Origin of the sequence: Salinimicrobium terrae DSM 17865, from assembly GCF_000424665.1 — a bacterium.
Lineage (GTDB): Bacteria > Bacteroidota > Bacteroidia > Flavobacteriales > Flavobacteriaceae > Salinimicrobium > Salinimicrobium terrae.
This window is the reverse complement of the sequence record NZ_AUKI01000016.1, coordinates 366,024-392,428: the sequence shown is the minus strand read 5'-3', so window position 1 is coordinate 392,428 and position 26,405 is coordinate 366,024. Positions and strand designations below refer to the sequence as shown.

The window sequence follows — 26,405 nt, the reverse complement described above, 5'->3', positions numbered from 1 at the left end:
TTACCTCGCAAGGGAAAATCCTGAATAGTAACTTCTTTATGGAATCCTTTAGACACTAAAAGTTTTGAGGAATGTTCCTGAGGAGGAGTATTGCGTTCCTCAAAGTAAAGGTGAAGTACTTCTTTTTCTTTTCTACTTCTTATCAAATCAAAATGCTCTACAAGGAATTGCGGCAATACAAGCTTAAGTAAATCCAGGTAATTATCCACCTCTAGTTTTTCTGCAAATATCTAGCTTTACTTCAATTCCTCCACAACTTTTGAGATTGATCCGCAATAGGTCGAAATTCCAGTCAAACGGCGAAGTGACCACTCCCCAGCCTATCATGAAAATAAGCAGCAGCATGGTTACCAGCCGGTTATAAAGAAAATAATGAATTATTTTTGAAAGCATTCTTTGAAATTTAATTGATCAAACGTGAATGAACACAGCAACCCCGACAGGCAGGATTTAAAAAATCAATTTAAATATCAAATAAGGAAAGTCTGGTCGAGCAATTGAATGTCGTAAACCAGTAAAGGAGGCTTATAATTTGAAAATGGTGTTTCTCCCTGTGGTTCTTCAATAAAAAGATCAAGATACGAGTAGGTAAAGCCGGTGAGAAAAACCTGTTGTTCCAGGTCAAGATCATCAAAAGAAACCTTAAGTTCCGTTTGTCCCTCTACCAGAACCTTTTCTTCATCACAGCATTCATCTTCAGTCGAAGCAGGCATATCTGCATGCATTCCACAGGTCTTTGCTGCAGAAAAAACAGCCTGATCTACTAAGACTTTTCCGCAGAAATGCTTGTCCACCGTAAAGGACACGGTAGAGAACAGCACCAAAAATGCCATTGCAAAAGAGGCCGATCTGTGAAAAAATTGCTTCATTAAGATGCAAATTTAGTAAAAAAACTCTTATCAATACTTTTTCTCAATATTCACACTTCTACTAAGCCTGTAATAATAAAAAGCCGGCAGTAAAATAAGAATAAGCAGTGGATGAGCTAAAAATCGGCGTACATAAAAAGCAGCGAGATATTCCTGCGGCCGAACATTCTCCATAAGATAAATGAAAACGGGAAAAAGTACGACAAAAAATGCTGTATAAATAAGACTTGAGAATTTAATGATCCCCCAACTCCGGAAGGCTACCCATAGGATCAAAAGCGAGACCAAAGTATTAAGTACAAAGCGTAAAAAGACATTAAAAAACATTTCAAATGTATAATTTATGGTCTCTCCACTTTGATAAGCCCTTTCAAAAAAATACATGAAAGGATCGTAGAAATACTGGTATTCATAAATCCTAATTAGGGCAAGTACCCCAACAAGACCAAGAATTATAATGATCTTAAAGACTCCCTTCATGTATAATTTCTTTAGTGTAAATGATGATCCAAAGCACCCATAAAAGGAAAACAACCCCGTAGATGACCAATGGGAAAGCTATTGAGTGCAGGAAATGGGCATATTCGGGAAGTTCATAAATTCCAATACCCATAAAGGCAATCCTAAGAATATTGGTCACATAAATAATTACCGTACCCGCCAGAGTGAAATAAAAAGTGGTTTTAATTTTGCCGGAGAAAGCCAACATAAAGGAGACAAATAGTATAATTACACTGGCGGCATTACAGCCTTCTATAATTCGTGCTACAAAGAACCCATTGACCTTTAGATGCATGTTAGACTCCGGAAAACCGGGAGTTACTTCAGAATTATACCCAAAAGCCGAAACCACCACTTCACTTTGCACCGCCACAAGGTGGGTAAGATAGTCGGGGTAATATATTGCCGACTCATAATTTTGAAGATATACATTATACAAAAATGCCAACAGGAGATATGTACCCAAAAAGGTAAAAATGAACCGGACTACAGGGGCGTATCTTTGAAGAAGTTGTCGCAAATTTTTGCTAATGGGTTTATCAAAAGTATTTATTTATACCGACTAAAAAAGCTGATTTTTTAAATACTTTTGCTCAAAAAGTAAACAATGTCATTTGAAAAATTAAAACAAGAGGTTACTGCAATCCTCGCCAATGATAAAGCTCAGGTCGACGAACGACTCTCTAAGGTTTGTGAACTTCTGAAAGCCGAAGTAGATTATTTCACCTGGGTGGGATTCTACTTTAAGAACGGTGACAAAAATGAGCTGAAGTTAGGGCCTTTTGCAGGTGAACCTACAGATCACACTATTATTCCCTTCGGAAAAGGCATATGCGGGCAGGTTGCTGTTTCCAACCAGAACTTTGTTGTGCCCGATGTTAGTGCTCAGGATAATTATATTGCCTGCAGCATTCACGTCAAAGCTGAAATTGTGGTGCCTTTGTTCAAAAATGGAGAAAATATCGGTCAGATAGATATTGATTCCAATGTACCCGATCCTTTTACCGAAGAAGATGAACGATTCCTGGAATTTGTGAATGAAAAGGTAGCTGAAATTCTATAAACCCACGCCCCCGCCTCTCCCAAAGGGAGAGTAGCTCATAACAGGAGGTAAAGGGACAGCCTGAGAATTATAAAAACAAAGGGTGCCAAAAATTACATTTTTGACACCCTTTGTTTTTTGTCCTTCCAGGATTTATCTATTCCCGGGAAAGTTCATAAGTATTGCCGGCCTGCAGCAGTGTCATTTTATCCTCCTGTGGACTGAATTCAAGTTTTAATCCGGCTCTTATAAATTGGAATTTATCTTCATCATAAGCTTCTAATGGAAAGGAAGGTTGTCCCGTGGCCTGTCCCATTAAAGTTCCGTCCTCCACAAATATATTCACTTTTAAAGGAAATGTTTTACTTCCATAAGTTCCTGCATATTCTTTAAGCTTTTCTTCCGGAACTTCTATAACTGGTTCAAAAGAGGGTAGCGTATAATCCAACCCCCAGAATATGCTCATAGCGCCAATTAAAATTTCATTTGGTGAAAAATCTGTACCGTTGGAAATATAGGAAACAGCCAAATTTTCCTCGGGATAGTACATGCTCATAGAATTGAATCCGTCAATTCCCCCGGTATGGCCATATAAAGTTTTCTCGTTAAAGGGAAAACTGAAAAGGCCCATTCCATATCCATTTTCGAAAGTTTTCATCTTTTCCAAGGTTTCTGGCTTAAGTACTTCTCCCTTAAACAAGGCTGTAAAAAAGGAATTAAGATCTGAAGGAGTGGAAACTATTGCGCCTGCTCCCATGGGGATGCTCATATCGGTTTCGGTTGCAGGTTCCCAATCTTTTTTCTTTTGATAAGAATAAGCTTCGGAGTGATCTGAATTTATTTTACTTCCGTAGTAGGTGTCGGCCAAATTGAGTGGTTCCAAAATTCTCTTTTTAAGCACCTCCGCATAGCTGTCATTTTCCACATCTTGCAGAATTAAAGAAAGAAGTACATAATTTGTGTTTGAATAATCATTCTTTTCCCCTGGTTCAAACGAAGGTTCATGTGCTCTGAAAACTGCGAGAAGCTCCTCCTTAGATTTAGGTTGTTCCATGTAATCCAAATAAGCTTTCTCATTGGTGAAATTAAAAAGTCCGCTTTGATGTCTTAACATATCTTCGATGGAAATCTTTTCAGCATTAGGAATATTAGGATAAAACCTGGACAATTTGGTATCCAGTGACAGTTTTCCTTCTTCTACTAATTGCAGGATCAAGGCTGCAGTAAACGTCTTGGAAATTGATCCAATACGATACTTTGTACGGGCATCTGCTTCAATGTTTTTAGCTATATCACCATAGCCAATGGCTTCCCTGTAAACCGGCTCCCCATTCTTATGAATAGCGAAGCTACCCATCCCTTTGTTGTTTTCTTCAACGACGGAAAAGAGGCTGTCCATTTTTTGCCGGTCAAAGTCCTGTGCTCCGGCAATGAGAGCACAACTAAAAGTTAGTAAGATTAATAATTTATTCATGTTCGTTTTGTTTATATGATTAATTGATTGAAAAACAAATCTACATAAAATAGTATTATGTTATACCAAGTAGGACCAAAATTTACATCCCGGTTCTAATCGCTTCGACAGGATCAAGTTTTGAAGCAGAAATCGCCGGTACTATTCCTGACACTAATCCAATAACTGCCGATACCGCAGTACCAATAAACATGTTCCAGGGGGAAAGGACAAATTCAAAACTGTCGGTCAGTTGAGACGCGACAAGAACTCCAAGCCAAACCAGAAATAGCCCTATTAATCCACCAATGACCGAAAGAATGATCGCTTCAAACAAAAACTGAAAAAGGATAAACTTGTTTTTGGCTCCAAGTGATTTTTGGATCCCAATTAGGTTGGTGCGTTCCTTCACACTTACAAACATGATGTTGGCAATTCCAAAACCCCCTACCAGGAGGGAGAAACCGCTAATGATTAATCCAAAGAAATTCAGCTGACCGGTCATGTTATCAATAAGATCTGTAAATCCTTCCAGCTGATTCACAAAAAAGTTATTGATATCATCCCGTCTCAATCCCCGGAAATTGCGTAGTTGTTGAGAGATATAAGCTATTAATTCATTGCTGTCAACATCGGGAGACGGCTTAATGACCACCTGCGGAAATGTACCGCGGTTACTTCCGCCGTATATCCTCCTTACCACGTTCACCGGCACAAAAACATTCGTGTCATGACTTCCTCCAAAGAGACTGGCTCCTTTTTTTTCCAGGACCCCTATTACAGTAAATTTTCTTCCATAGAGCCGTACCTGTTCCCCCAGTGCATTGCTGTTTCCAAAAAGATTCTCATAAACATCATGACCAAGGACAATAACAGGGCTACCGCTCGCTGCCTCGGCCATATTAAAGAACCTGCCTTCTTCAATTTTCAAAGCTTCAATATCATAATATTCTGAGGAAACTGCGCCTATTCCAACATTTGATGCAGTTTTATCACTGTATTTAATATTTTCCTGGGGCACATTTAGGACATAGGCCATAGCTGAGACATCGGGGACAGAGCGACTGAGATATTCGTATTCTTCATAACTCACGTCGGGAAACTGTTCTCTTTTCCATTGTGGCACCTCGGTTGGACCGAAGGAAAAGCGGGTAAGGATCATGGTACTATTGTCCAGCGAGCTAAGACTGCCTTTTATCTCCTTTTCCAGTGAATCTACCGCCGCAAGTACTGCTATTATAGAAAAGATTCCAATGGTCACTCCCAGGAGAGACAGCATGGTTCGTAGTTTATTGTTTACCAGAGCGCTAATAGCGAAAAAAAAACTCTCTTTAAGAACCCTTAAATATATTAACATCGTACTTTTTCTGTGTTATTACAAACCTGCCCTTAATAAGACGCCGGCTTTGAAAATTCGTTACAAAATAAATATATAATTAAAGGCAGCAGCCCTTTAATTTAATATCGAAATAATTACTTTTGCAACCTCAACAAAACCAACACAATGAGCGACTTTAAATCGGCGAAATCTGCACTTATTTCTGTCTTTAGTAAAGATGGGCTGGAACCCGTTGTTAAAGAGCTGAATGAACTCAATATTACCATCTATTCCACGGGAGGAACCGAAAAGTTTATTAAAGATCTGGGAATAGACGTGGTACCGGTTGAAGACATCACCTCTTACCCTTCTATACTGGGCGGAAGGGTTAAAACTTTGCACCCAAAGGTGTTTGGCGGAATTTTGAACCGTAGCGAAAATGAGCAGGACAAAGCTGAACTAGAGCAATATGAAATTCCGCAGATCGATATTGTGATCGTGGATCTTTATCCCTTTGAAAAAACAGTAGCTTCTGGTGCTTCAAAAGAAGATATTATTGAAAAAATAGATATCGGCGGTATCTCCCTGATTAGAGCAGCTGCCAAGAACTTTAAAGACGTTACCTGCGTATCTTCAGTTGATGATTATGCTGAATTTTTGCAGCTCATTTCTGAAGGCAAGGGAAAAATAAGCTTGAGCGACCGTAAGAGATTTGCGGCCAAAGCTTTCAATGTTTCTTCTCACTATGATACCGCTATTTTCAATTATTTAAATACCGAAGAATTTGCCTTTAAGAAAAGCTATAACGGAGGTTTGGAATTGAGATATGGCGAGAACCCCCATCAAAAAGGGCATTTTTACGGGGACTTTTCTACAATGTTCGATAAGCTGCACGGAAAAGAACTTTCATATAACAACCTGCTCGATGTAGATGCAGCGGTAAACCTGATGAATGAATTCCGGAATGAAAATCCCACTTTTGCTATTTTAAAGCACAACAACGCCTGCGGACTGGCCCAGAGGGGAACTTTGCTTCAGGCGTATAAAGATGCTCTGGCAGGAGATCCGGTTTCAGCTTTTGGCGGAATTCTGATCGGCAATACCGAAATTGACAAAGCAACTGCCGAAGAGATAAATGAACTTTTTTGTGAGGTTGTCATAGCTCCCGGTTATTCCGAAGCAACTCTGGATATTCTAAAAAGCAAAAAAAACAGGGTGCTACTGGTTCAGAAGGAAACAGAACTGCCGCAACAGCTTGTACGCACATGCTTGAATGGAATTTTAGTACAGGACAAGGATTTAAAAACCGACATTAAAGAAGAATTAACCTTTTCAACCAACAATAAACCTTCCCAACAGGAGTTAAATGACCTGTTGTTTGCCTCAAAGATTTGTAAACATACTAAGTCCAATACTATAGTTCTGGTAAAGAATAATCAGTTACTGGCGAGCGGAACGGGGCAGACTTCCAGGGTTGATGCCTTGCGGCAAAGTATTGACAAGGCAAAATCCTTTGAGTTTGATCTCCGTGGAGCAGTAATGGCGAGTGATGCATTTTTTCCCTTTCCCGATTGTGTTGAAATTGCAGATAATGCAGGAATCACTGCTGTAATTCAACCCGGTGGATCCATTAAAGACCAGCTTAGTATTGACTATTGCAATGAAAACAATCTTGCAATGGTAATGACCGGCACGAGGCATTTTAAACATTAAATTTATTACATTTACCAAACCTCAACTAATTAACTTAACATGGGATTTTTCGATTTTCTCACTGAAGAAATTGCTATAGATTTAGGAACTGCGAATACTCTTATTATACACAATGACAAGGTTGTGGTGGACAGTCCCTCTATTGTTGCCCGTCACCGTACAACAGGTAAGATTATAGCTGTAGGGAAAGAAGCTGCGATGATGCAGGGAAAAACCCATGAGAATATCAAAACTATTCGCCCTTTAAAAGACGGAGTAATAGCCGATTTTGATGCGAGCGAAAAGATGCTTACCATGTTCATTAGGGAAATTCCCGCTCTTAAAAAGAAGATGTTCACACCTGCTTTAAGGATGGTGATTTGTATCCCATCGGGAATTACAGAGGTGGAGATGCGTGCAGTAAAAGAAAGTGCCGAAAGAGTTAATGGGAAAGAGGTTTATCTAATCCACGAACCAATGGCTGCGGCAATTGGAATTGGAGTGGATATTATGCAGCCAAAAGGAAACATGATTGTAGATATAGGGGGTGGTACTACCGAGATTGCAGTGATCGCGCTTGGAGGAATTGTTTGCGATAAGTCTGTAAAGATTGCAGGGGACGTTTTCACTAACGATATTGTTTATTACATGCGTACGCAACACAACCTTTATGTTGGTGAACGTACTGCTGAAAAAATTAAAATCCAGATTGGTGCTGCCACCGAAGATCTAGAGGTGCCGCCAGATGAAATGAATGTACAGGGAAGGGATCTGCTTACAGGAAAACCAAAGCAGGTCAACATTTCATATCGCGAGATTGCCAAGGCCCTGGATAAATCGATCCTAAGGATCGAAGATGCAGTGATGGAAACCCTTTCACAAACTCCGCCGGAACTTGCAGCCGACATTTACAATACCGGGATCTACCTTGCCGGTGGAGGATCCATGCTGCGTGGTCTGGATAAGAGACTATCACAAAAGACCGATCTTCCCGTTTATATCGCCGAAGATCCTTTACGGGCAGTTGTTCGCGGGACAGGAATTTGCCTGAAAACCCTTCATCGTTACAAGGGGATCTTGATAAAGTAGGAGTAGCTTATGCAGCAAATAATTAATTTTCTTATTCGCAATAAGAACAATATTCTATTCTTATTGCTGCTGACTTTTTCCCTGTTCCTGACCATCCAGTCCCACTCTTATCAAAAAAGTAAATTTATTAGTTCTGCCAATTTTATGAGTGGTGGGATTTATAGCTGGACAAGCAACATCAACAGTTATTTTCACCTCGAAGAGTACAACCTGCGTTTGCTGGAAGAGAATGAAAGACTCCGTACCCGCCTTGCCGGATTCGAAGATTCTTTGGAAATTCAGACTTATAAGGATACGAGCAGCTTTAATGCCGATTATATTTTTAGAGCTTCAGAAGTCATTAATAATAACTATGCGAAAGTAAACAACTATCTTACCCTTAAGAGTGGGGCACGAGATGGAATTGAAGGGGATATGGGTGTAGTGACCAGCAGGGGAATTGTGGGAATTGTAGAAAATGTTTCACCAAATTATTCTACAGTTATTTCCATTCTCAACTCTAACTCACGGATTAATGCCCAGCTTAAAAACTCCAACCATTTTGGAACATTAATCTGGAATGGTGATGATCCAAACGTTGTCCAACTTACCGATGTGCCCTCTGTTGCACCAATAGCCGAAGGAGATACTATTATCACGGGAGGACGCTCTCTTATTTTCCCCAAAGGTTTACCTATCGGCTCAATTAAAAACTTTTCTCTCGATCAAAGTGAAAGTTATTACAACATAAACATTGAATTATTTAATGATATGACCAACCTTGGTTATGTTTATGTCATTGAAAATACCAGCCAGAGCGAAATAAAAGCTCTGCAAAATCTTTCCAAGGATGAATAGTGTTATTGCCACCAATGCTCTCCGATTCGTAGTGCTCATATTGGTACAGGTACTGTTGTTGAATAATATTAATTTTCTTGGCTACGTTAATCCTTACCTGTATGTTCTCTTTATTATCCTGTATCCCTTTAATGGTAATCAAACACTTTTTATTTTTTTAAGTTTCCTCCTGGGCTGGGGAATTGACATCTTTGAAGACAGCGGCGGCATCAATGCTGCAGCATGTGTGGTAGCCGCTTACATTCGTCCTGTCATCCTGCGCTTTTCCTTTGGAGTGAGTTATGATTACCAAACCATTAAATTCTCCAGTACACAGCCTGGAGCAAGAATAAGTTATGTAATGATCCTTGTGCTGGTACATCATTTTATAATGTTTCTATTGGAATTTTTCAATTTTGCACATTTATTGCTACTTCTTAAAAAAACAATTTTTTCTGCAGTGTTTACAATAATTCTGGTCTTCCTAACGCTTGCATTATTCAACAAACGATCCAGATGAGAAAAATTCTACTCTACATAATAGTCATCACTTCCGGAATTATATTTCTGGCCAGGCTTTTCTACCTGCAAGTGTTGGATGACTCCTTTGTAGGACTCTCTGAGAATAATGCCATTAAAGTTGTTTATGACTATCCACAACGCGGTTTTATTTATGATCGCAATGGAGAGCTCCTGGTTTCTAACCAGCCCTCTTATGACGTCATGGTGATTCCACGCAACCTCAAACCTTTCGACACCACAGAACTTTGTAATATATTAAGCATTACTCCGGACCAATTAGTAGAGCGGCTGGATAAAGCAAAAATTTATTCTCCACGCCTGCCTTCGGTAGTAATTCCTCAGCTCACAAAAAGCGAATATGCATACCTCGCCGAAAAAATGCGTAAATATGAAGGATTCTACATTCAGAAACGATCATTGAGGGACTATTATACAGAGCACGGCGCTAATGTGCTTGGATACATTGCCGAAGTCAACCAGCGTATCGTTAGTGAAAATCCGTATTATATATCTGGTGACCTCATAGGCAGACAAGGTGTTGAAGGTTACTATGAAGAACTATTGCGAGGGGTAAAAGGTGTAAAATATATTCAAAAAGATAGATTTAACCGTGACCTGGGACCTTATAAAGAAGGCATTTTTGACACTCTTCCAAAAAAAGGGAATGACATCACTATTACTATTGATGCAGAGCTTCAGAAATACGGTGAAATTCTCATGGAAAACAAAAGAGGCGGTATTGTTGCTATAGAACCGGCAACAGGAGAGATCCTGGCGCTGGTTACTGCTCCCAATTATGATCCCGCCGCCCTTGTAGGTCGTAAAAGATCTGAAAATTTCACAAAACTGTGGCTGGATTCGATTTCCAAGCCACTCTTTGACCGTGGACTTTTAGCAGAATACCCTCCAGGCTCGCCGTTTAAAACAATTAATGCATTAATCGCCCTACAAGAGGATGTGGTAACTACCGAGGAACGTTTTTCCTGTCATGGAGGATATTTCTATGGAAGAGGCAGAAAAATGGGGTGCCACCCACACGCCGGTCCACTCGACATGGTTCCGGGAATCGCACAATCCTGTAACGCATATTTTGCAAATGTTTACCGTAGAATTATAGAGAAATATCCTACTCCTCAGGAAGGTGTAGATACCTGGGCTAATCATTTGGAAAGTTTTGGACTGGGTGGTTATCTCGGTTCTGACTTGTCTACAGGAAGGCCGGGAAAGATACCTACTTCAGACTACTACAACCAGATCTACAATTTTCCTACTTATAAGTGGTTTTCAACAGCGACCCTTTCGAATGCAATTGGGCAGGGAGAAGTGCTAATGACACCTATACAATTGGCCAACATGACCGCGGCAATTGCTAACCGTGGCTGGTTCTACACCCCACATATCCTAAAAGAAATTGAAGGAAGTTCCATAAAGGAAAAAGAATTCACCGAGAAGAAAATCACTACCATAGACCCCGAGCATTTTGGACCGGTAGTAGAAGGAATGCACGAAGTATATAAATCGGGTACGGCAGCTGCACTCCGTATCCCCGGCATAGAGATAGCAGGTAAAACCGGAACAGCCGAGAACTTTACCAGGATCGATGGGAAAAGAGTTCAACTAACAGATCACTCGATCTTTGTTGCCTTTGCCCCTGTAGATAACCCAAAGATTGCATTAGCAGTTTTTGTAGAAAATGGATATTGGGGAGGACGCTACGCCGGCCGAATTGCCGGATTAATAATTGAGAAGTATCTAAAAGGAGAGATTACCCGTACAGACATGGAGGACTGGATCCTTACTCACAGTCTGGAAGATGAGTACGCAAAACCTCTCACTGGGGAACCTTTTAGAATTAACCAGTAATTATGCCCAAGACGATCTCCCAGTTTGACTGGCTTACAATCCTCATTTATTTCTTGCTGGTAATCATAGGCTGGGTTAATATATACTCTGCATCTCTGGACGATACCGCCACATCCTTTTTTGACCTTGATAAAGTTTATGGAAAGCAGATGCTGTTCATATTTCTCAGTATATTTTTAATTATTATTCTTCTCTCACTGGAAGCAAAGTTCTACGAACGATTTTCGAGCGTCATTTATATCTTCTCCCTAATCTCCATTATCGGATTATTTTTCTTTGGAAAGACCATTAATGGAGCTACATCCTGGTACGCTATAGGCAGCTTTACAATACAACCGGCAGAATTTGCCAAAGTAGCCACGGCACTTGCCCTGGCTAAATTTATTAGTGATATTCAAACGAATATTCGCAATTGGGCAGATCAGATTAAGGCATTTATAATTATAGCTCTGCCGGCATTGATCATTCTGCCCCAACCCGATGCAGGGAGCGCTATGGTTTTTGCAGCATTTTTCTTTCCACTTTACAGGGAGGGTCTTTCAGGAGCTTATCTTATTACAGGAACTTTGGGGATTCTCGTTTTCATACTTACTCTCGTCCTAAGTCCCATCTGGGTGTCTATTGGTGCCACTGGCCTGGTGATCTTTCTCTATTTTTTCACAAAAAGAAAGAGAACGGGAATTATGGTTTATTTAAGTATTCTTATCATGGCCGTTGCCCTATCCTTTTCAGTCGATTATATCTTTGAAAATATTTTTGAGCAGCGCCACAGGGACAGATTCAATATAGTGCTCGGAAAAGAGGTAGATAACCGCGGAATAGGGTACAACACTAATCAAAGTGAAATAGCAGTAGGTAGTGGAAGCTGGTTTGGCAAAGGTTGGACTGAAGGCACTCAGACTAAAGGAAACTTTGTTCCCGAACAGGATACCGACTATATCTTTAGTACAGTGGGCGAGGAATGGGGCTTTGTAGGAAGCTCTGTTGTAGTGCTTCTTTTCATCTTCTTAATGCTCAGGATCATCCATATGGCTGAAAGACAGAAATCCCAATTTAATCGTGTTTACGGCTACAGCGTTGCCGGGATCCTTTTTGTGCATTTCTTTGTAAATATAGGTATGGTGCTGGGGATCTTCCCTACCGTGGGAATCCCGCTACCATTTTTTAGCTATGGAGGTTCAGGATTATGGGGTTTTACGATTCTCCTCTTTGTTTTTATTAAGCTAGACTCCGAGAGAATGTCATTCTGGTAAGATTTGAGAAATTAGATATGGCTTTAAATTCAGGAAAATAGGCCCTTCGCTATATACCCCTGCTCAGAATTATTTCAGTTCTGGACTCTGGTTAATTATTCACTGTACAAAATCTCTTTTTTGAACTCAGTAGTCAATTCCTTTAAGATGAACACGACGTATACTTCACGAAATCGCTTCTAAGGATCAGGATTAAATTTACTGGCCAATATGAATACCCAAATTCCTGATCATTATATCGCACAAAAAAAGGGCTTTAGAAAAGCCCTTTTTTGATAATAAATTTTTCTTCTTCTTACTTTTTAATGTCAGCAAGACTTGATTTCTTGATGTTATTCATCTTCATGTCTTCCAGCACATGTACAGCCTCTTCCATATAAATATCACTGGCCAGGTTATCGTGCCATCTTTCTCTCTTCTCTGCAAGAACAGTATCTACACTAAACAATTGTCTTTCGTAGGGCAGAGATTCAAAGCTTAGGTTTGACTGGTATTCAGAAATCTGGTCAAATCTTTTCGCTTGTTCTTCATTTAGCTCCATTTCACTGCTATATTCTGCATAGTTCAGTGGGAAAGAAGTACTATTCCGTTGATCTCTTATCCACTCTGCATTTTCCCTTATTAACTCAATATGCTCATTTCGGGCCATTCTTTTCTGACTGTTGGATAGTGTTTCTTCGAAGTCAATATAACCATCCCATTCCTCAAAAGATGCTGCCTCGATTTGATCCCATGGAAGCGGATTCTCCTGGTCTTTTTCACCAATATCGATAAAAGAATAACGATCGGGCACCACCACATCACTTTTAACACCTTCTAACTGGGTGGAACCACCATTAACTCTATAGAACTTTTGGGTTGTAATCTTCAATGCTCCTAAATCCCCAAGGTTGTTGTTACGAACATAATCATTAAGGTTTAGGACATTTTGAACAGTACCTTTACCATAAGTTTGTTTACTACCAATCACTACGGCTCTTTTATAATCCTGCATTGCGGCAGCCAAAATTTCTGAAGCTGAAGCTGAAAGTTCATTTACGAGAATCACAAGCGGTCCATCCCAAAGGATAGAAGGATCTTTATCTTTAAGAACTTCCTGTCCTCCAATTTTTGATTTCACCTGAACTATAGGTCCTTCTTTAATGAACAACCCGGCAATATCCACAACAGTCTTTAAAGACCCTCCCCCATTATTTCTAAGGTCGAGCACAAGCCCGTCCATTCCTTCTTCTTTAAGTCTGATAATTTCTTTCTTAACATCGGAAGCTGCGTTTCTTTCAGAATAATCTTCCATATCAAAATAGAACTTTGGCAAGTTAATCACCCCATACAAGCGGCCATCCTTTTGAACTTTGGCAGCCTTAGCATAAGTCTCTTCAATCTCTACAACATCCCGAATAATATCAACCTCCTGAATTGTCCCGTCAACTTTCTTAAGAGTAAGTATCACTTTAGAGCCTTTAGGGCCTTTAATCAAATTGACAGCATCGTCAAGTCTCATTCCAACAACACTAACCGCCTCATTTTCATCTTCCTGCTGCACTTTAATAATTTCATCACCTACCTCAACTTCTTCTCCTCTCCAGGCAGGTCCACCCGAGATTACTTCCATGATCTTGACATTGTCATTTTTCTTTTGAAGACGGGCACCAATACCTTCCAGCTTTCCACTCATCGCCTGATCAAAACGATCCTTGTCCTGTGGTGCAAAATAGAAGGTGTGTGGATCAAATTCCTCTACAATAGCATTTACATAAACAGAGAACCAATCCTTTCTTTCAAGATCCTGGCTAAAGTCAAAGTATTCGTTCAAAGAATTCCTTGTCAATTTCCTGGCTTCCTCTTCAAGCTCAACATCCGTCTTTACAGCAAAATCGGGATCATTTTTTAATTCACGTTCCTGCTCTTTCTTTTGATCATAAAAATTTGAAATCGCCGAAAACTTTAATTGTTTTCTCCATCTTTCCTTCATTTCTTCTTGAGAATTCACATAGTCACGTTTGCTGTAATCTGTATCTAAAGCCTCTTCTTTACTAAAATCGAAAGGCTGCTCAAGGACTTCTTTATAAATCCCTTCAGCTTCGGCCATACGTTCTAATAATCGGGTATGAGTAAGATCAAAGAAGTTGATCTCACTATTCTTTATCTCGTCATCAAGAAGGGTTTCATATTGCTTAAACTCTTCTATATCACTAGCATAAAAATATCTTTTTAGTGGATCTAAAGCTTCGAGATAATCTTTATATACTTCTGAAGAAAAGGAATCATTTACTTCCTTCGCATCATAGTGTCCATTCTTCAGAACATAAGAAATTAATTCAATTAAGGTTTTGTCTTTATTGGGATCGTTAAATGTCTTTGTGGTAAAACTGCAAGAAGCTGCGGCAAACAGCAAAACCAGCACCAGTAGCTTATAGTTCCTTTTCATTATGGTTTGTATTTTCGTCATTAGTATTACTGTAGTACATTAAAAACTATGCCAACTTCCATAGTCTTCTTCTTTTTTGTTAATTTACGAATATAAGCCTTTCCTCAGGAAATTAATTTATTTTAGCAGCCATAAATTTTTCATAAATGTCTCAGGAAAAACCGCTCATTTTAGTAACCAATGACGACGGAATAACGGCTCCGGGAATAAGAGCCCTCATAGATGTAATGAAGCAGCTGGGAGATGTGATCGTGGTAGCGCCCGATAGCCCACAAAGCGGAATGGGGCACGCCATTACCATAAGCGACACTCTGTTTTGTGATCAAATTACGGTTAAAGAAACTTATAAACATAAAGAATACAGCTGTTCTGGGACACCTGCCGATTGTGTAAAGATTGCCACTCAGGAGATCCTGCACCGCAAGCCAGACCTATGTGTGAGCGGAATTAATCACGGCTCCAACTCGTCCATAAATGTAATCTATTCGGGCACTATGAGTGCCGCTGTGGAAGCGGGAATTGAAGGGATTCCGGCAATAGGTTTTTCCCTGCTGGATTATTCCCTAAATGCCGATTTTGAGCCATGCAAAAAATTTGTAAAACGAATAACCAGGCAGGTTCTAAAACATGGTCTTCCAAAAGGCGTAGTTTTAAATGTAAATCTTCCGAAGTTAAAAGAATCGGAGATCAAAGGCATCAAAGTATGCCGACAAGCCAATGCAAGATGGGAAGAGGAATTCGATAAAAGGACGAATCCCCAGGGGCGCGATTATTATTGGCTTTCGGGAAAATTCATCAATGAAGACGAAGGAGAAGACAGTGATGAATATGCCCTTTCACAAGGATATGTTTCGGTTGTACCTGTTCAATTTGACCTTACGGCACATCAATTCCTTAGGGATCTAAATACATGGGATCTAAATGATTAAAAAGGAAATCCTCATCGGTTTTTTATCTGGCATTGCAGCTAACCTCATCGGGATGCTCATATACATTCTTATCTTTTCTGATTTACCTGTTATAGATACTATTCAGGAATCAATTGAGGGAGGTTTTATTAGTACTCTCATAACTGCCGGGGCGATCCTTAATTTTCTTCCATTTTTCTATTTTCTGAAGAAAGAAAAAATCTATCGTGCCCGGGGAGTTTTAATGGCTTCTCTCCTTGCTGCAGTAGTCATTGCAGTAATTAAGCTCACTTAATATGAAGTACTATATTATTGCAGGAGAAGCTTCGGGTGACTTACACGCCGCGAACCTCATGAAAGCACTCAAGAAGATCGATCCCAAAGCCGAATTCAGGTTTTGGGGTGGAGATCTAATGGAGCAGGAAGGCGGTACACCTGTAAAGCACTACCGCGACCTGGCGTTCATGGGTTTTGCTGAAGTGATCATGAACCTGCGCACAATCCTTCGTAACATTTCCTTTTGTAAAGAAGACATAAAAAAATGGGGTCCTCACGTGATCATTTTTGTCGATTATCCCGGTTTCAACCTGCGGATTGCAAAATGGGCACGTAAGGAAGGATATAAAACACATTTTTACATTTCACCGCAAATTTGGGCCTGGAAAGAGAACAGGATCAAAGACATTCAGCGGGATATAGATGAAATGTACGTCATCCTGCCTTTTGAGAAAGGTTTTTATGAGGAAAAGCATGACTATATAGTCAATTTCGTTGGTCATCCACTTATAGACGCTATTGGAGATCGCCCTCCCGCAGATATCCGAAAGATTAGAATTGAACATGGTTTAGATGACCGGCCAGTAATTGCCTTACTCCCCGGAAGCCGAAAGCAGGAAATTGCAAAAATGCTTGAAACCATGCTCAGTGTGACGGGAGATTTTAAAGATTATCAGTTTGTAATTGCCGGAGCCCCAAGCCAGGAAGAGGAATTTTACCGGCCATACATTAAGAAGAAAAATATACACCTGGTAATGAACCGCACATACGATGTTCTTGAAATATCTACTGCGGCCCTGGTGACTTCAGGTACTGCCACTCTGGAGACTGCATTACTCAAAGTTCCGGAAGTAGTCTGCTACAAAGGCAACTTCATATCCTATCAAATTGCAAAACGGGTGATCAATCTTGAATATATTTCTTTAGTGAACCTAATTATGGAACGGGAGGTAGTGAAAGAACTCATTCAAAATGACTTTAACCACCAGAACCTCAAAAAAGAACTCTGCAGAATTTTAGATGAGGAGCACAGGAAAAAGGTTTTTGAAGATTATTTTGAACTGGAGCAAAAACTTGGAGGGAAAGGTGCAAGTGAGAAAACGGCGCAGCTTATTTATAAAAAGATTTCAGGAATATGAAGATCTGGAAATTTACCCTGTTGTTCCTTATCATTTCATTGACCTCCTGTGGTGCCGGGAAGACCCCTTCGACTTTGCAGAAGTCAGCAGAAGAAAGGAATGGCGAATACGCAGAGCTTCCCGACTTTTACGATCCCGATGAAGAGTTCGTAGAAGACCTGAAAGAAGAAACCTTCAGTATCATTGATCATGCCCTTCAATTTTTAGGAACAAGCTACAAATATGGCGGCACTACTCCTCAAGGCATGGATTGTTCCGGTCTCGTTTACACCTGTTTTTTAGCGAACAATATTGAGCTGCCACGATCCTCTCGAGACATGGCATTACTAGGGGAGCAATTAGAACTACCTCAGGTAAAAACGGGAGACCTGTTATTTTTTATAACTGACAGACGAAAAAAGAACATCAACCACGTTGGCCTGGTGGTGCAACTTGATGAGGACAGGATCTTTTTCATTCATTCCAGCACCTCGCGAGGTGTGATTATTTCGGCCCTTGATGAGAACTACTGGAGGGAACATTTTGTAATGGCCCGCCGCATTCTTTAAATTATTATCTTAGGGTAAATCCCTGACAGATAATAATTTGAACACAGCAATTATTCGGCTTACTCTTTTGCTGCTACTCGGAATTTGCAGCGGATTCTTTCTGGAATTATCCCTGGAACTGGCACTTTTGACACTGCTGCCGGGACTATTTTTATTTGGTCTCGCTTACTTTAGGGCTAGGAAGCTGCTTTTCCCCGATCTTTTCTTCGGAAGTAGTGTTTTGATCCTCTTTTTTCTCCTCGGAATTTTTGTTACCAGTCTTCATCTGCCGGAAAATCAGCCACAACATTATCTTAACAAGGTTTCTTCGGAAGAAATCCCCCTCCTGAAGCTCAGCATCAAAGAAGGCCTGAAGCCGGATCTTTACAGTAATAAATTCATAGCCGAAGTTGAATCGGTAAATGGAGAAGCGTCGCATGGGAAGCTCTTATTGCTTATTCCAAAAGACAGTCTTAAAAACCCCTTTTTGGAAGGTGAGAAAATCCTGCTTTCCTCGTCTATAAAACCTATTGCTTCTCCACTCAATCCTCACCAATTCGATTATTCAACTTTTATGTCCCGTAAAGGAGTTTGGCGCCAAACCGATTTCCGGGAAGGGATCTACACTAAATTACCCGATATTGAAACCGGACTGCAGATTGCAGCCGCAAAATTCCGAAAGAAAATTACAACTTCTCTTAAAGAAAATAATTTTGGAAAGGAGGAGTTGTCACTAGTGCAGGCTCTTTTACTAGGTCAAAAGCAGGATATCTCTGCCGAAACCTACAACAACTTTGCGGCATCGGGAGCCATTCATATCCTTGCGGTTTCAGGGTTGCATGTGGGAATTATTTTATTGCTCCTTCATTGGCTATTCAAACCTCTTACAAGGATCAAAAATGGCAAAATCATAAAGACTTTATGTATCATCGTATGCCTTTGGGGATTCGCTGTGCTTGCAGGACTTTCTCCTTCGGTGGTGAGGTCGGTGACCATGTTCAGTTTCCTGGCGGTTGGTTTGGAGATCAACAGGCGCACAAGTTCACTAAATTCCATTTTTCTGTCCCTTATGCTGCTACTGCTCATTAGGCCACAATGGGTCTTCGAAGTAGGATTTCAGTTGAGCTACCTTGCAGTGCTTTCCATTATACTTTTTCAACCTTTGTTGCGCCGTCTATACTCTCCCCCTAACAGGATCATGAAATATTTTTGGGATTTGCTTACAGTTACAATTGCCGCTCAGGTGGGAGTTCTACCTCTCAGTCTATATTACTTTCACCAGTTCCCCGGACTTTTCTTCCTTACAAACCTGCTCATCCTTCCATTTCTGGGCCTCATCCTTATGATGGGTGTGCTGGTAATTATTCTGGCTGTTATAAATATATTGCCTTCTTTTCTTGCCATCACTTATGAGTACATCATTAAAATTCTTATTAGAACAGTAGACTGGATTGCAGGCCACGAAAAATTTCTTTTTAAGGATATTCCATTTAACCTGTCCGAGGTGTTTGGCTGGTATTTTTTCTTTTTCCTAATCTTTCTGCTATGGCGAACTTTCAAGTATAAAAGAATCATAGCCGTTCTTTTCAGTGTGGTCGTTCTTCAGGTAATTTATCTTTTTTCTGAATTTCAACAGGACGAGCAGCTAATTATCTTCCATAAAAGCCGAAGCAGCATAATTGCAAAACAGAATTCCAAGAAACTTGAAGTCTACCATGATCTTCCGGCAACTGCAAGGGACCTGAAACTTCTCCGGAATTACATGGTAGGCCAAAAATTTTCAAACCTGGAAGAAAAAAACCTGGAGAACGTATACCTTCTAAAAGAGCATTTTTTGATAGTACTTGACAGCTCCGGAATTCTTCCACAAACAATTCCCTCCAAACCTTATCTGCTTCTCACCGGTTCTCCCCGACTGAACCTGGAACGGGTTTTAAAAGACAATAAGCCGCAAGTTATCATTGCCGATGGCAGCAATTACCCTTCTTTTATAAAAAGATGGAAAATAACTGCTGCGGAAAACGATGTTTTTTTCCATTATACCGGGGAAAATGGAGCATATATTATTGAATAAAAGAAAAAGATTTTACAACGATTAAAATCTAAATGAGGTATAGAAAGGGAAGGGTATTAAAATTTAGTTTGAAACCTTAAATTCGTTTTCAAATCCTGCCGAATAAGTCTGGAAGGCTTCAGGGCTGTTGATCTTCTTGTAATCCTCATCAACAAAGAGCTTAAGAAACAATTCGAGTTGGTGCGGATTTCTATAGCCGGGGATGGGACCAATAAGAGCTCCTTTTTCATCAAAAAAGACAAGGCTGGGATAACCCGTGATCTTCATGGCCCGGGCAAACTGATGGGTGCTGTTGCGTCCTTTCCTAAGGGGGTCGTACTCCGGATTGGTAAAAGTGTGCTCCCGGTAATTTACCACTTCTACACCTTCGGCATTGAATTTTACAGGATAGTAATGTTTGTTTATATACTTGATAACATCCTCATTAGAAAAAGTATTTTTATCAAGTAATTTACAGGGGCCACACCACGTGGTGTAAGCATCAAGAAATATTTTTTTCGGTTTTTTCTTTTGAGCCTCAAGTGCATCATTCATGGTCATCCACCTAATCTCCTGGGAAACCACAGCGGGTGCCATAAAAAGCAAAATAACAATGCTGAGAATAATTTTTTCCATGCTTTTTCTTTCTCCTTAGCAATAGTCGTTCCTAATTTTAAAAAATTTACGCCCTCCACAGAGAAGGGCGTAAAAATAAATTTTTAAGAATTATTTATTTAATCCCGTGCATCAATTTCTTCAGTAAAGGATTTAAAAGAGCGACCAATATTCCTGCGCCTATTGGAACTACAGTGAAAATAAGAAAGAAGACAGATAAACTGTACTCTTCAGAAATTTTATTGATCATTCCTCCAAAAGAACCAGCAAGTTTATTACCAATTGCAATCGCCAGGTACCACATCCCGAACATAAACGCAATCATCCTCGCCGGCACCAGTTTACTTACATAAGAAAGCCCGAGCGGTGATAAGCAAAGTTCACCAAGGGTGTGGAATAGATAAGCCAGAATAAGCCAAACCATACTCACTTTTGCACCTTCGGCAACTCCATGGGAACCAAAAGCCAGCAATCCAAATCCTAATCCTAAGAGTATCAAACCAAAACTATATTTCCATGCTGCGGAAGGATTATACTTGCTTTCCCACCATTTTGAAAAGAAGGAAGCAAAGACAATAATAAAGAAAGAGTTAATAATACTGAACCAGGAAACGGTGATCTCGGTCTTATCTCCCTGAAAATCTCTCACCAACATCCAGATCACTACTGCCCAAATAAGCCCAAAACAAATGACCAGCACAATGTTAGAACCTAAAACACGCTTGTATGTCTGCTTCCACAACAAGAAGAGCACCCAGGTGATTATCATCAACGGAACCACGGTCAGAAGCGTATTAAATACGTTAAACACTGTAGCACCGGTTCCAGTCAGGATACGATCTACAGAATCACGGGCAAAAATGATAAGTGATGTAGCTCCTTGCTCAAATGACATCCAAAAAAATACTGTGAAAAAGGCAAAAATAATTACCGCGATCATTCGGTCACGAACTATTTTTGCATAGCGGGAAATTCTTGAAATTACAAGGAAGAGAAACAATACAAGCCCAATTAAAGCTAATGCAAGCGGCCCCGAAAAAGGCTCTCCCCGAAAGTCAAATGGCATAACTGCAGGCAGAAGATTTAAACTGCCAATCCTGGAAACCGGATCATTAATCAAATAAAGCAACCCAATTACCGAGGTTGCAACAATAAGGATTTTATCCAGGAGGGTAAACGGGTTATGAGAATGGTCCTTTATCCCCGATGCTTCTTCTTTGCGCTTTTCTTCGGCCAGTTTAGCTTTATCTGGTACTCCACCTATATTTCCAAAAAGCGGTTTTGCAAGCCAGAACTGCAGGGTTCCCAATAACATAAAAATTCCGGCAAGACCAAAGCCCCAGCTCCATCCTACCCTTTCGGCCAGATAGCCGCACAGCAGCATTCCAAAGAATGCGCCGGCATTTACACCCATATAAAAGATAGTATAGGCACCATCTTTTTTATCAGGTTTGCCGTCATACATTTCAGAAATGATAGAGGTAATATTCGGCTTAAAAAAACCTGTACCTATCACAAGCAAGGCAAGACCAAAGTAGAGGGAGAATTCTGTTTCAAAGGCCATAGAAGCATGACCCAAAGTCATAATCGCTGCACCAATAACTACTGCCCAACGATAGCCGGTAATTTTATCCGCAATAATACCACCCGCAATTGGAGTGAGGTAAAGCAATCCTGCATAGGTTCCGAAAAGAGCACCTGCATTCTCTGCACTCCAACCCCAGCCGGGATTATCAACTCCAACAATAGCCATTGTAAGGAAGTTAATAAGAAGCACTCTCATTCCGTAGAATGAGAAGCGTTCCCACATTTCTGTAAAGAAAAGAACAAACAGGCCGGCGGGATGGCCTAAGACTTTGGATTTAAAAAAATCGTTCTCTGCCGCTGGAACCGTCGCTGCCATTATTTTTTTCTTTTTTTATCTTCTTTATCTACAAGATCTTCGTCTCCAAGCTCAAAATTCTCCTGTTGTGGTAGCTCTCTCTCTTCATCCTCAACTCCGTGTGTAAGACGTTTAAGAGGTTTTAGGAGCAGGATCACAATTAAACCAAAAAGGGTTGTGAAAATGGTAATCCCCCAAAAGGTTCTATATTCCATATCGGTCTGTACTTCATCTATAATGAAATTCCCGCTATACTCACTTAGATCCTCACTCTTTTTAAAGTCAATGACAACCTGGTAGGGATCTTGTTCAGTAACTTCCTCCTCGCGAAGGGATTCAAGAATTAAACTTTTATTCTCCTCGTCATCGAAGGCAACGTAATCTAAGATGGGCTCTCCAGTGTTCATTTCGCGCACCCGGATCTGTCCATCTTCCTCATAAATCTCACCTGTCATTCTAAAATCCTGATTTTTAGCAAAAACAGAATCATTTATCTGAAAGGTTTCAGATACTTCCGATCCGTCTACTGCTAGAATCACAACCACGGGCTCACCTTGAGAAAATTCCCCAATGAGTCCTGCTACTTTATTCCCTAGACCCGTCGCCGCAAAATAAACTCCCATCATTAAGGAAGCATACTTTACGGGAGCAAGTTTGGTAATAAATGATAGTGCCACAGGCGAAGCAGAAAGTTCTCCAATGGTATGGAAAAGATAGGCAAGAACAAGCCAGTACATTGCCGATTTAGTTTCATTGGGCACATAATTCTCTGCAGCCATTGCCATGAAGACGAAACCAAAGCCCATGATAATAACTCCAATTGCCATCTTAAAGATTGAAGATGCCTCTTTGTTCTTAAGTTTTCTTTTTGCCCAGAAGTTTGCAACTGCAACTCCGAAAATGATAATGAACAGAGCATTTAGCGATTGAAACCACGTGGCAGGAACTTCGCTACCGATAAGCGGTAAAGAGTAAGAAAAAGTTCTGTCGGTTTTGTCAAGAGCGTAAATATTCATCAATCCACCGGCTTGCTCAAAAGCTCCCCAGAAAACGACCACTAAAAGGAAGGACAGGATCATGACGACGTATCTATCCTTCATAACTTGCGTCGTAAGATCTTTATATACCATTAACATTAGAGCCGTCACCAGAGTCAGGAAGATAAACAGTAATCCATAAGGAATGGATTCAACTATTAGGTAATAAACGGAAAGGATCATTAAGATAGAGGTGATAACTAACTGAAGAGGCGATTTCAGTAATTCTTTAAACATCCCACCCATAGAGGCTCCTTCACTACGCTCTGCTTTTGATAATAAATTCCCTACTTCAATAAGATATTTTTGTCCCCACATGTACACCAGAAGACCAAATGCCATGGCTATTCCTGCAAGTCCAAAGCCCCAGTGCCATCCAATCTCTTCACCAACATACCCCACGATAATACTGGAAAGAAAAGCTCCCAAATTTATCCCAATGTAAAAAATTGTAAACCCTTTATCTCGACGTAAATCTCCTTCTCGATACAGGCCTCCTACCATTGTGGAAATGTTGGGTTTTAATAGTCCAACACCTATTATTATTAATCCCAGACCGGAGTAAAAAGCCCACATCTCTTCGACTGCCAGGATCCCGTGTCCCAGTACCAGAATAATTCCTCCCCATAGCACCGCCTTTTTCTGTCCAAGCAGCTTATCGGCAATTATTCCTCCTGGGATCGAAGCCACATATACAAGCATGGTATACCAGCCATAAAGGGCAATTGCTTCACTTCCTGTCCATCCCAGACCCGCATTACCTCCAGTTGTAGCACTTACAAGATAAAGTACCAGGATGGCACGCATCCCATAGTAGGAAAAACGTTCCCACATTTCTGTGAAAAATAAAACATATAGACCAACCGGGTGACCAAATAATTCACGGTTTTGAGGTGCTGTTGCTGCCTGTGCCATTATAGGGATGATTTGATATTGGAATTAACTTGTAAATTTTCTTCAATAAAATTGGTCATAAGAGTGTAAAGGTGCAAACGGGTATTACCACCATAGATACCATGATTCTTATCGGGATAAATTGCCCAGTCAAACTGTTTGTTTGCCTGTACCAGCGCCTCTATCATTCTCATAGTGTTCTGTACATGAACGTTGTCATCTCCCGTACCATGGATAAGCAGATAATCTCCTTTTAACTTTTCCACATGATTAATGGGTGAATTCTCATCATAACCGGAAGGATTTTCCTGGGGAGTGGTCATATACCGTTCGGTGTAAATTGTGTCATAAAATCTCCAACTGGTCACAGGTGCAACGGCAATAGCCATTTTATAAACATCATTTCCTTTTAGCAGAGCATTTGAAGACATAAAGCCTCCATAACTCCAGCCCCATATTCCCATATTGTCCTCATCAATATATTCACGAGCGCCAAGGATCCTGGCTGCTTCAATAATATCTTCGACTTCAAATTTTCCGAGTTCTTTCTGAGTTACCTTTTTAAAGGCAGCACCTTTAAAACCGGTACCACGGGGATCAATCCCCACCACGAAGTAACCTTTACTTGCTAACATTTGATACCAGTAGTCGTTTGTGCTATTAAAGCGATTTCCCACTTCCTGTGAACCAGGGCCTGAATACTGCGCTACAAACAAAGGATATTCTTTCGTCTCATCGAAGTTTGGGGGCTTGATCATCCACATGTTCAGTTCATTGCCATTCACTTCTAGGGTTGTAAACTCTTTGGGTGTATAGGTAAACTGAGCGATTTGTGAGAGCAGTTCCTCGTTGTTAAGAATCTCCCTTACCATCTCTCCATCCTTCGCTCTACGCAAAGAAAACTCGTATGGAGTAGTAGCACTATTATAAGTATTAATAAAGTAGGTATAGTCCGCACTAAAGTCAGCACTATTCTGCCCCACCTGTTCTGTTAGCTGTTTTTTATTCTTTCCGCTCGTTTTGACCGAAAAAACATCCCTATTGATACTTCCATTTTCGGTACTTTGGTAGAAAATGGTTTTTGTCTTTGGATCCAGCCCGTAATAATCAGTCACTTCCCAATTTCCACGGGTGACCTGTTCCTTCAATTTTCCTGTATTGTCATAAAGATAAATGTGGTTCCAGCCGTCCCTTTCGCTGGTCCAGATAAAGCTGTTGTCCTCCAAAAATGTCAAATTATCGGTCACGTCCACATAGGCCCCATCGGTTTCTGTGAGCACCACCTTAGCTTCGTTTGTTTCAGCATTTACGAACAAGAGATCTAAAACGTTCTGGTGGCGGTTTAAAACCTGAGCACTCAGAATGTTTGCATCATTGGTCCATTTTATCCTCGGAATGTAGTAATCTTCAAAATCTCCAAGATCAACATCTGAAATTTCTTCTTGCTGAAGGTCATAAATATGGAGGCTTACTTCAGAATTCTCTTCACCTGCTTTAGGATATTTAAAAGTGGTCTGAGTTTGATAAAGATCCTGTCCGTATACATCCATTGAAAATTCAGGCACATCAGTTTCATCGAACTTTAAAAAGGCAATTTTCTCACCTGTCTTGTTCCATTGGAAGGCGCGAACAATAGAGAATTCTTCTTCGTACACCCAGTCAGCCACACCATTGATAATCTTATTCATTTCCCCATCGGTAGTAACTTGTGTTACTTCCCCCGAAGAAAGGTTTTTAACGTATATGTCATTTTCGAAGACATAGGCCACTTTCTCCCCATTGGGTGACAGGGTAGGCTCTTTAATTTTTTGGTCGGAAATCTTTTTAAGCTCCCCGTTTTGCAGGTCGTAAACGTAGAAAATTCCGCGGGTTGAACGTCTGTAGATTGATTCTATTTCTGTTCCTAATATCAGCTTGTTTTCATTTTCACTAAATTCATAGTTAGAAAAATACTGGATCTCTTCAAGATCCTTACTATTCACTATAGTACGTGTTTTCTCTCCTGTTTTATAGGAGTAAACGTCAATGGCCGAGGTGCCGGCGCTGCGATCAAAATTAAGCACCACATATTCCTCTCCATTATCCAGGGATTGCAGAGCCTCCATTCTTTCCTGTTGAAAAGTGCCTCCCCAAATATCTTCAAGTGTGATTTCTTTTTTCTGTGCAGTGAGTACCGTTGTAGCCGAAAGAAAAAGGGCCAAAAGCCCGTGGGTCAACTTCATTATTTG

General features: G+C 40.4%; 24 protein-coding genes. 12 read left to right on the top strand and 12 right to left on the bottom strand.

The window, feature by feature from the left end:
* From H148_RS0107345 to xrtF, 5 genes are all read right to left on the bottom strand, one after another.
* On the bottom strand, nt 1–209 hold a 209-nt coding region (locus tag H148_RS0107345), incomplete at its 3' end, for an ISAon1 family transposase N-terminal region protein (protein ID WP_029033138.1).
* On the bottom strand, nt 202–393 hold the full coding sequence (locus H148_RS0107340; RefSeq protein ID WP_029034225.1) for a hypothetical protein: 192 nt from the start codon (nt 391–393) through the stop codon (nt 202–204). The genes H148_RS0107340 and H148_RS0107345, both read right to left, overlap by 8 nt.
* A 77-nt stretch (nt 394–470) precedes the next feature.
* A complete protein-coding gene (locus H148_RS0107335) occupies nt 471–869 on the bottom strand; it encodes an HYC_CC_PP family protein (protein WP_029034224.1) in 399 nt (132 codons plus the stop codon).
* A gap of 30 nt (nt 870–899) precedes the next feature.
* On the bottom strand, nt 900–1,349 hold the full coding sequence (locus H148_RS0107330) for an exosortase F system-associated membrane protein (protein ID WP_029034223.1): 450 nt from the start codon (nt 1,347–1,349) through the stop codon (nt 900–902).
* On the bottom strand, nt 1,333–1,890 hold the full coding sequence (gene xrtF / locus H148_RS0107325; RefSeq protein ID WP_029034222.1) for an exosortase family protein XrtF: 558 nt from the start codon (nt 1,888–1,890) through the stop codon (nt 1,333–1,335). Before xrtF ends, H148_RS0107330 begins: the two co-directional genes overlap by 17 nt.
* Before the next feature lie 87 nt (nt 1,891–1,977).
* On the opposite strand from xrtF, the gene H148_RS0107320 reads away from it, so the two are divergent.
* Nucleotides 1,978–2,433, top strand: coding sequence for a GAF domain-containing protein (locus H148_RS0107320; RefSeq protein WP_029034221.1), 456 nt, complete (start codon nt 1,978–1,980; stop codon nt 2,431–2,433).
* Between the two features lie 136 nt (nt 2,434–2,569).
* Here H148_RS0107320 and H148_RS0107315 read toward each other — a convergent pair whose 3' ends face one another.
* Both H148_RS0107315 and H148_RS0107310 read right to left on the bottom strand, forming a co-directional pair.
* Complete coding sequence (locus H148_RS0107315) at nt 2,570–3,886, bottom strand: serine hydrolase domain-containing protein (RefSeq protein WP_051286267.1); 1,317 nt, start codon at nt 3,884–3,886, stop codon at nt 2,570–2,572.
* An 82-nt stretch (nt 3,887–3,968) separates the two neighbouring features.
* Complete coding sequence (locus H148_RS0107310) at nt 3,969–5,222, bottom strand: ABC transporter permease (protein WP_029034219.1); 1,254 nt, start codon at nt 5,220–5,222, stop codon at nt 3,969–3,971.
* A gap of 147 nt (nt 5,223–5,369) precedes the next feature.
* Between H148_RS0107310 and purH the strand changes: the two genes are divergently transcribed.
* From purH to rodA, 6 genes are read left to right on the top strand one after another with little or no spacing between them, the layout of a single operon-like run.
* Complete coding sequence (gene purH / locus H148_RS0107305) at nt 5,370–6,896, top strand: bifunctional phosphoribosylaminoimidazolecarboxamide formyltransferase/IMP cyclohydrolase (protein ID WP_029034218.1); 1,527 nt, start codon at nt 5,370–5,372, stop codon at nt 6,894–6,896.
* Between the two features lie 39 nt (nt 6,897–6,935).
* Nucleotides 6,936–7,964 carry a rod shape-determining protein gene (locus H148_RS0107300; RefSeq protein WP_029034217.1) on the top strand — a complete coding sequence of 343 codons (1,029 nt, stop codon included), beginning with the start codon at nt 6,936–6,938 and terminating at the stop codon, nt 7,962–7,964.
* Between the two features lie 9 nt (nt 7,965–7,973).
* On the top strand, nt 7,974–8,801 hold the full coding sequence (mreC, locus tag H148_RS0107295; RefSeq protein ID WP_029034216.1) for a rod shape-determining protein MreC: 828 nt from the start codon (nt 7,974–7,976) through the stop codon (nt 8,799–8,801).
* A complete protein-coding gene (locus H148_RS0107290; protein ID WP_029034215.1) occupies nt 8,794–9,300 on the top strand; it encodes a hypothetical protein in 507 nt (168 codons plus the stop codon). The genes mreC and H148_RS0107290 overlap by 8 nt, the downstream gene beginning before the upstream one ends.
* Nucleotides 9,297–11,165 (top strand): penicillin-binding protein 2, encoded by a 1,869-nt coding sequence (gene mrdA / locus H148_RS0107285; protein WP_029034214.1) that lies wholly within the window; start codon nt 9,297–9,299, stop codon nt 11,163–11,165. The genes H148_RS0107290 and mrdA overlap by 4 nt, the downstream gene beginning before the upstream one ends.
* A gap of 2 nt (nt 11,166–11,167) precedes the next feature.
* On the top strand, nt 11,168–12,418 hold the full coding sequence (gene rodA / locus H148_RS0107280; RefSeq protein ID WP_029034213.1) for a rod shape-determining protein RodA: 1,251 nt from the start codon (nt 11,168–11,170) through the stop codon (nt 12,416–12,418).
* Nucleotides 12,419–12,713: 295 nt separating this feature from the next.
* Here the strand turns inward: rodA and H148_RS0107275 are convergent, their stop codons facing one another.
* Nucleotides 12,714–14,846, bottom strand: coding sequence for a carboxy terminal-processing peptidase (locus H148_RS0107275; RefSeq protein WP_029034212.1), 2,133 nt, complete (start codon nt 14,844–14,846; stop codon nt 12,714–12,716).
* A 146-nt stretch (nt 14,847–14,992) separates the two neighbouring features.
* Between H148_RS0107275 and surE the strand changes: the two genes are divergently transcribed.
* Genes surE through H148_RS0107250 form a run of 5 tightly spaced genes read left to right on the top strand, consistent with a single transcriptional unit; the run spans nt 14,993 to nt 19,770 of the window.
* A complete protein-coding gene (gene surE / locus H148_RS0107270; RefSeq protein WP_029034211.1) occupies nt 14,993–15,775 on the top strand; it encodes a 5'/3'-nucleotidase SurE in 783 nt (260 codons plus the stop codon).
* Nucleotides 15,768–16,049 (top strand): hypothetical protein, encoded by a 282-nt coding sequence (locus H148_RS0107265; protein ID WP_029034210.1) that lies wholly within the window; start codon nt 15,768–15,770, stop codon nt 16,047–16,049. Before surE ends, H148_RS0107265 begins: the two co-directional genes overlap by 8 nt.
* A 1-nt stretch (nt 16,050) precedes the next feature.
* Nucleotides 16,051–17,169 (top strand): lipid-A-disaccharide synthase, encoded by a 1,119-nt coding sequence (gene lpxB, locus H148_RS0107260; RefSeq protein WP_029034209.1) that lies wholly within the window; start codon nt 16,051–16,053, stop codon nt 17,167–17,169.
* Entirely contained in the window at nt 17,166–17,717 is a 552-nt protein-coding gene (locus tag H148_RS0107255; RefSeq protein ID WP_029034208.1) for a C40 family peptidase, read from the top strand. Before lpxB ends, H148_RS0107255 begins: the two co-directional genes overlap by 4 nt.
* Before the next feature lie 37 nt (nt 17,718–17,754).
* The gene (locus H148_RS0107250) at nt 17,755–19,770 is read left to right on the top strand and encodes a ComEC/Rec2 family competence protein (protein WP_029034207.1); all 2,016 of its coding nucleotides are present in this window, start codon (nt 17,755–17,757) and stop codon (nt 19,768–19,770) included.
* Between the two features lie 63 nt (nt 19,771–19,833).
* Here the strand turns inward: H148_RS0107250 and H148_RS0107245 are convergent, their stop codons facing one another.
* The 4 genes from H148_RS0107245 to H148_RS0107230 form a co-directional block, all read right to left on the bottom strand.
* Nucleotides 19,834–20,385 (bottom strand): thioredoxin family protein, encoded by a 552-nt coding sequence (locus tag H148_RS0107245; protein ID WP_029034206.1) that lies wholly within the window; start codon nt 20,383–20,385, stop codon nt 19,834–19,836.
* A gap of 94 nt (nt 20,386–20,479) precedes the next feature.
* Complete coding sequence (locus H148_RS0107240) at nt 20,480–22,267, bottom strand: peptide MFS transporter (RefSeq protein WP_029034205.1); 1,788 nt, start codon at nt 22,265–22,267, stop codon at nt 20,480–20,482.
* Nucleotides 22,267–24,198, bottom strand: a complete 1,932-nt coding sequence (locus tag H148_RS17430; protein ID WP_037324732.1) for a peptide MFS transporter — start codon at nt 24,196–24,198, stop codon at nt 22,267–22,269. The genes H148_RS0107240 and H148_RS17430 overlap by 1 nt, the downstream gene beginning before the upstream one ends.
* Nucleotides 24,198–26,399 carry a S9 family peptidase gene (locus H148_RS0107230; protein ID WP_029034204.1) on the bottom strand — a complete coding sequence of 734 codons (2,202 nt, stop codon included), beginning with the start codon at nt 26,397–26,399 and terminating at the stop codon, nt 24,198–24,200. Before H148_RS0107230 ends, H148_RS17430 begins: the two co-directional genes overlap by 1 nt.
* Nucleotides 26,400–26,405: the final 6 nt, after the last annotated feature.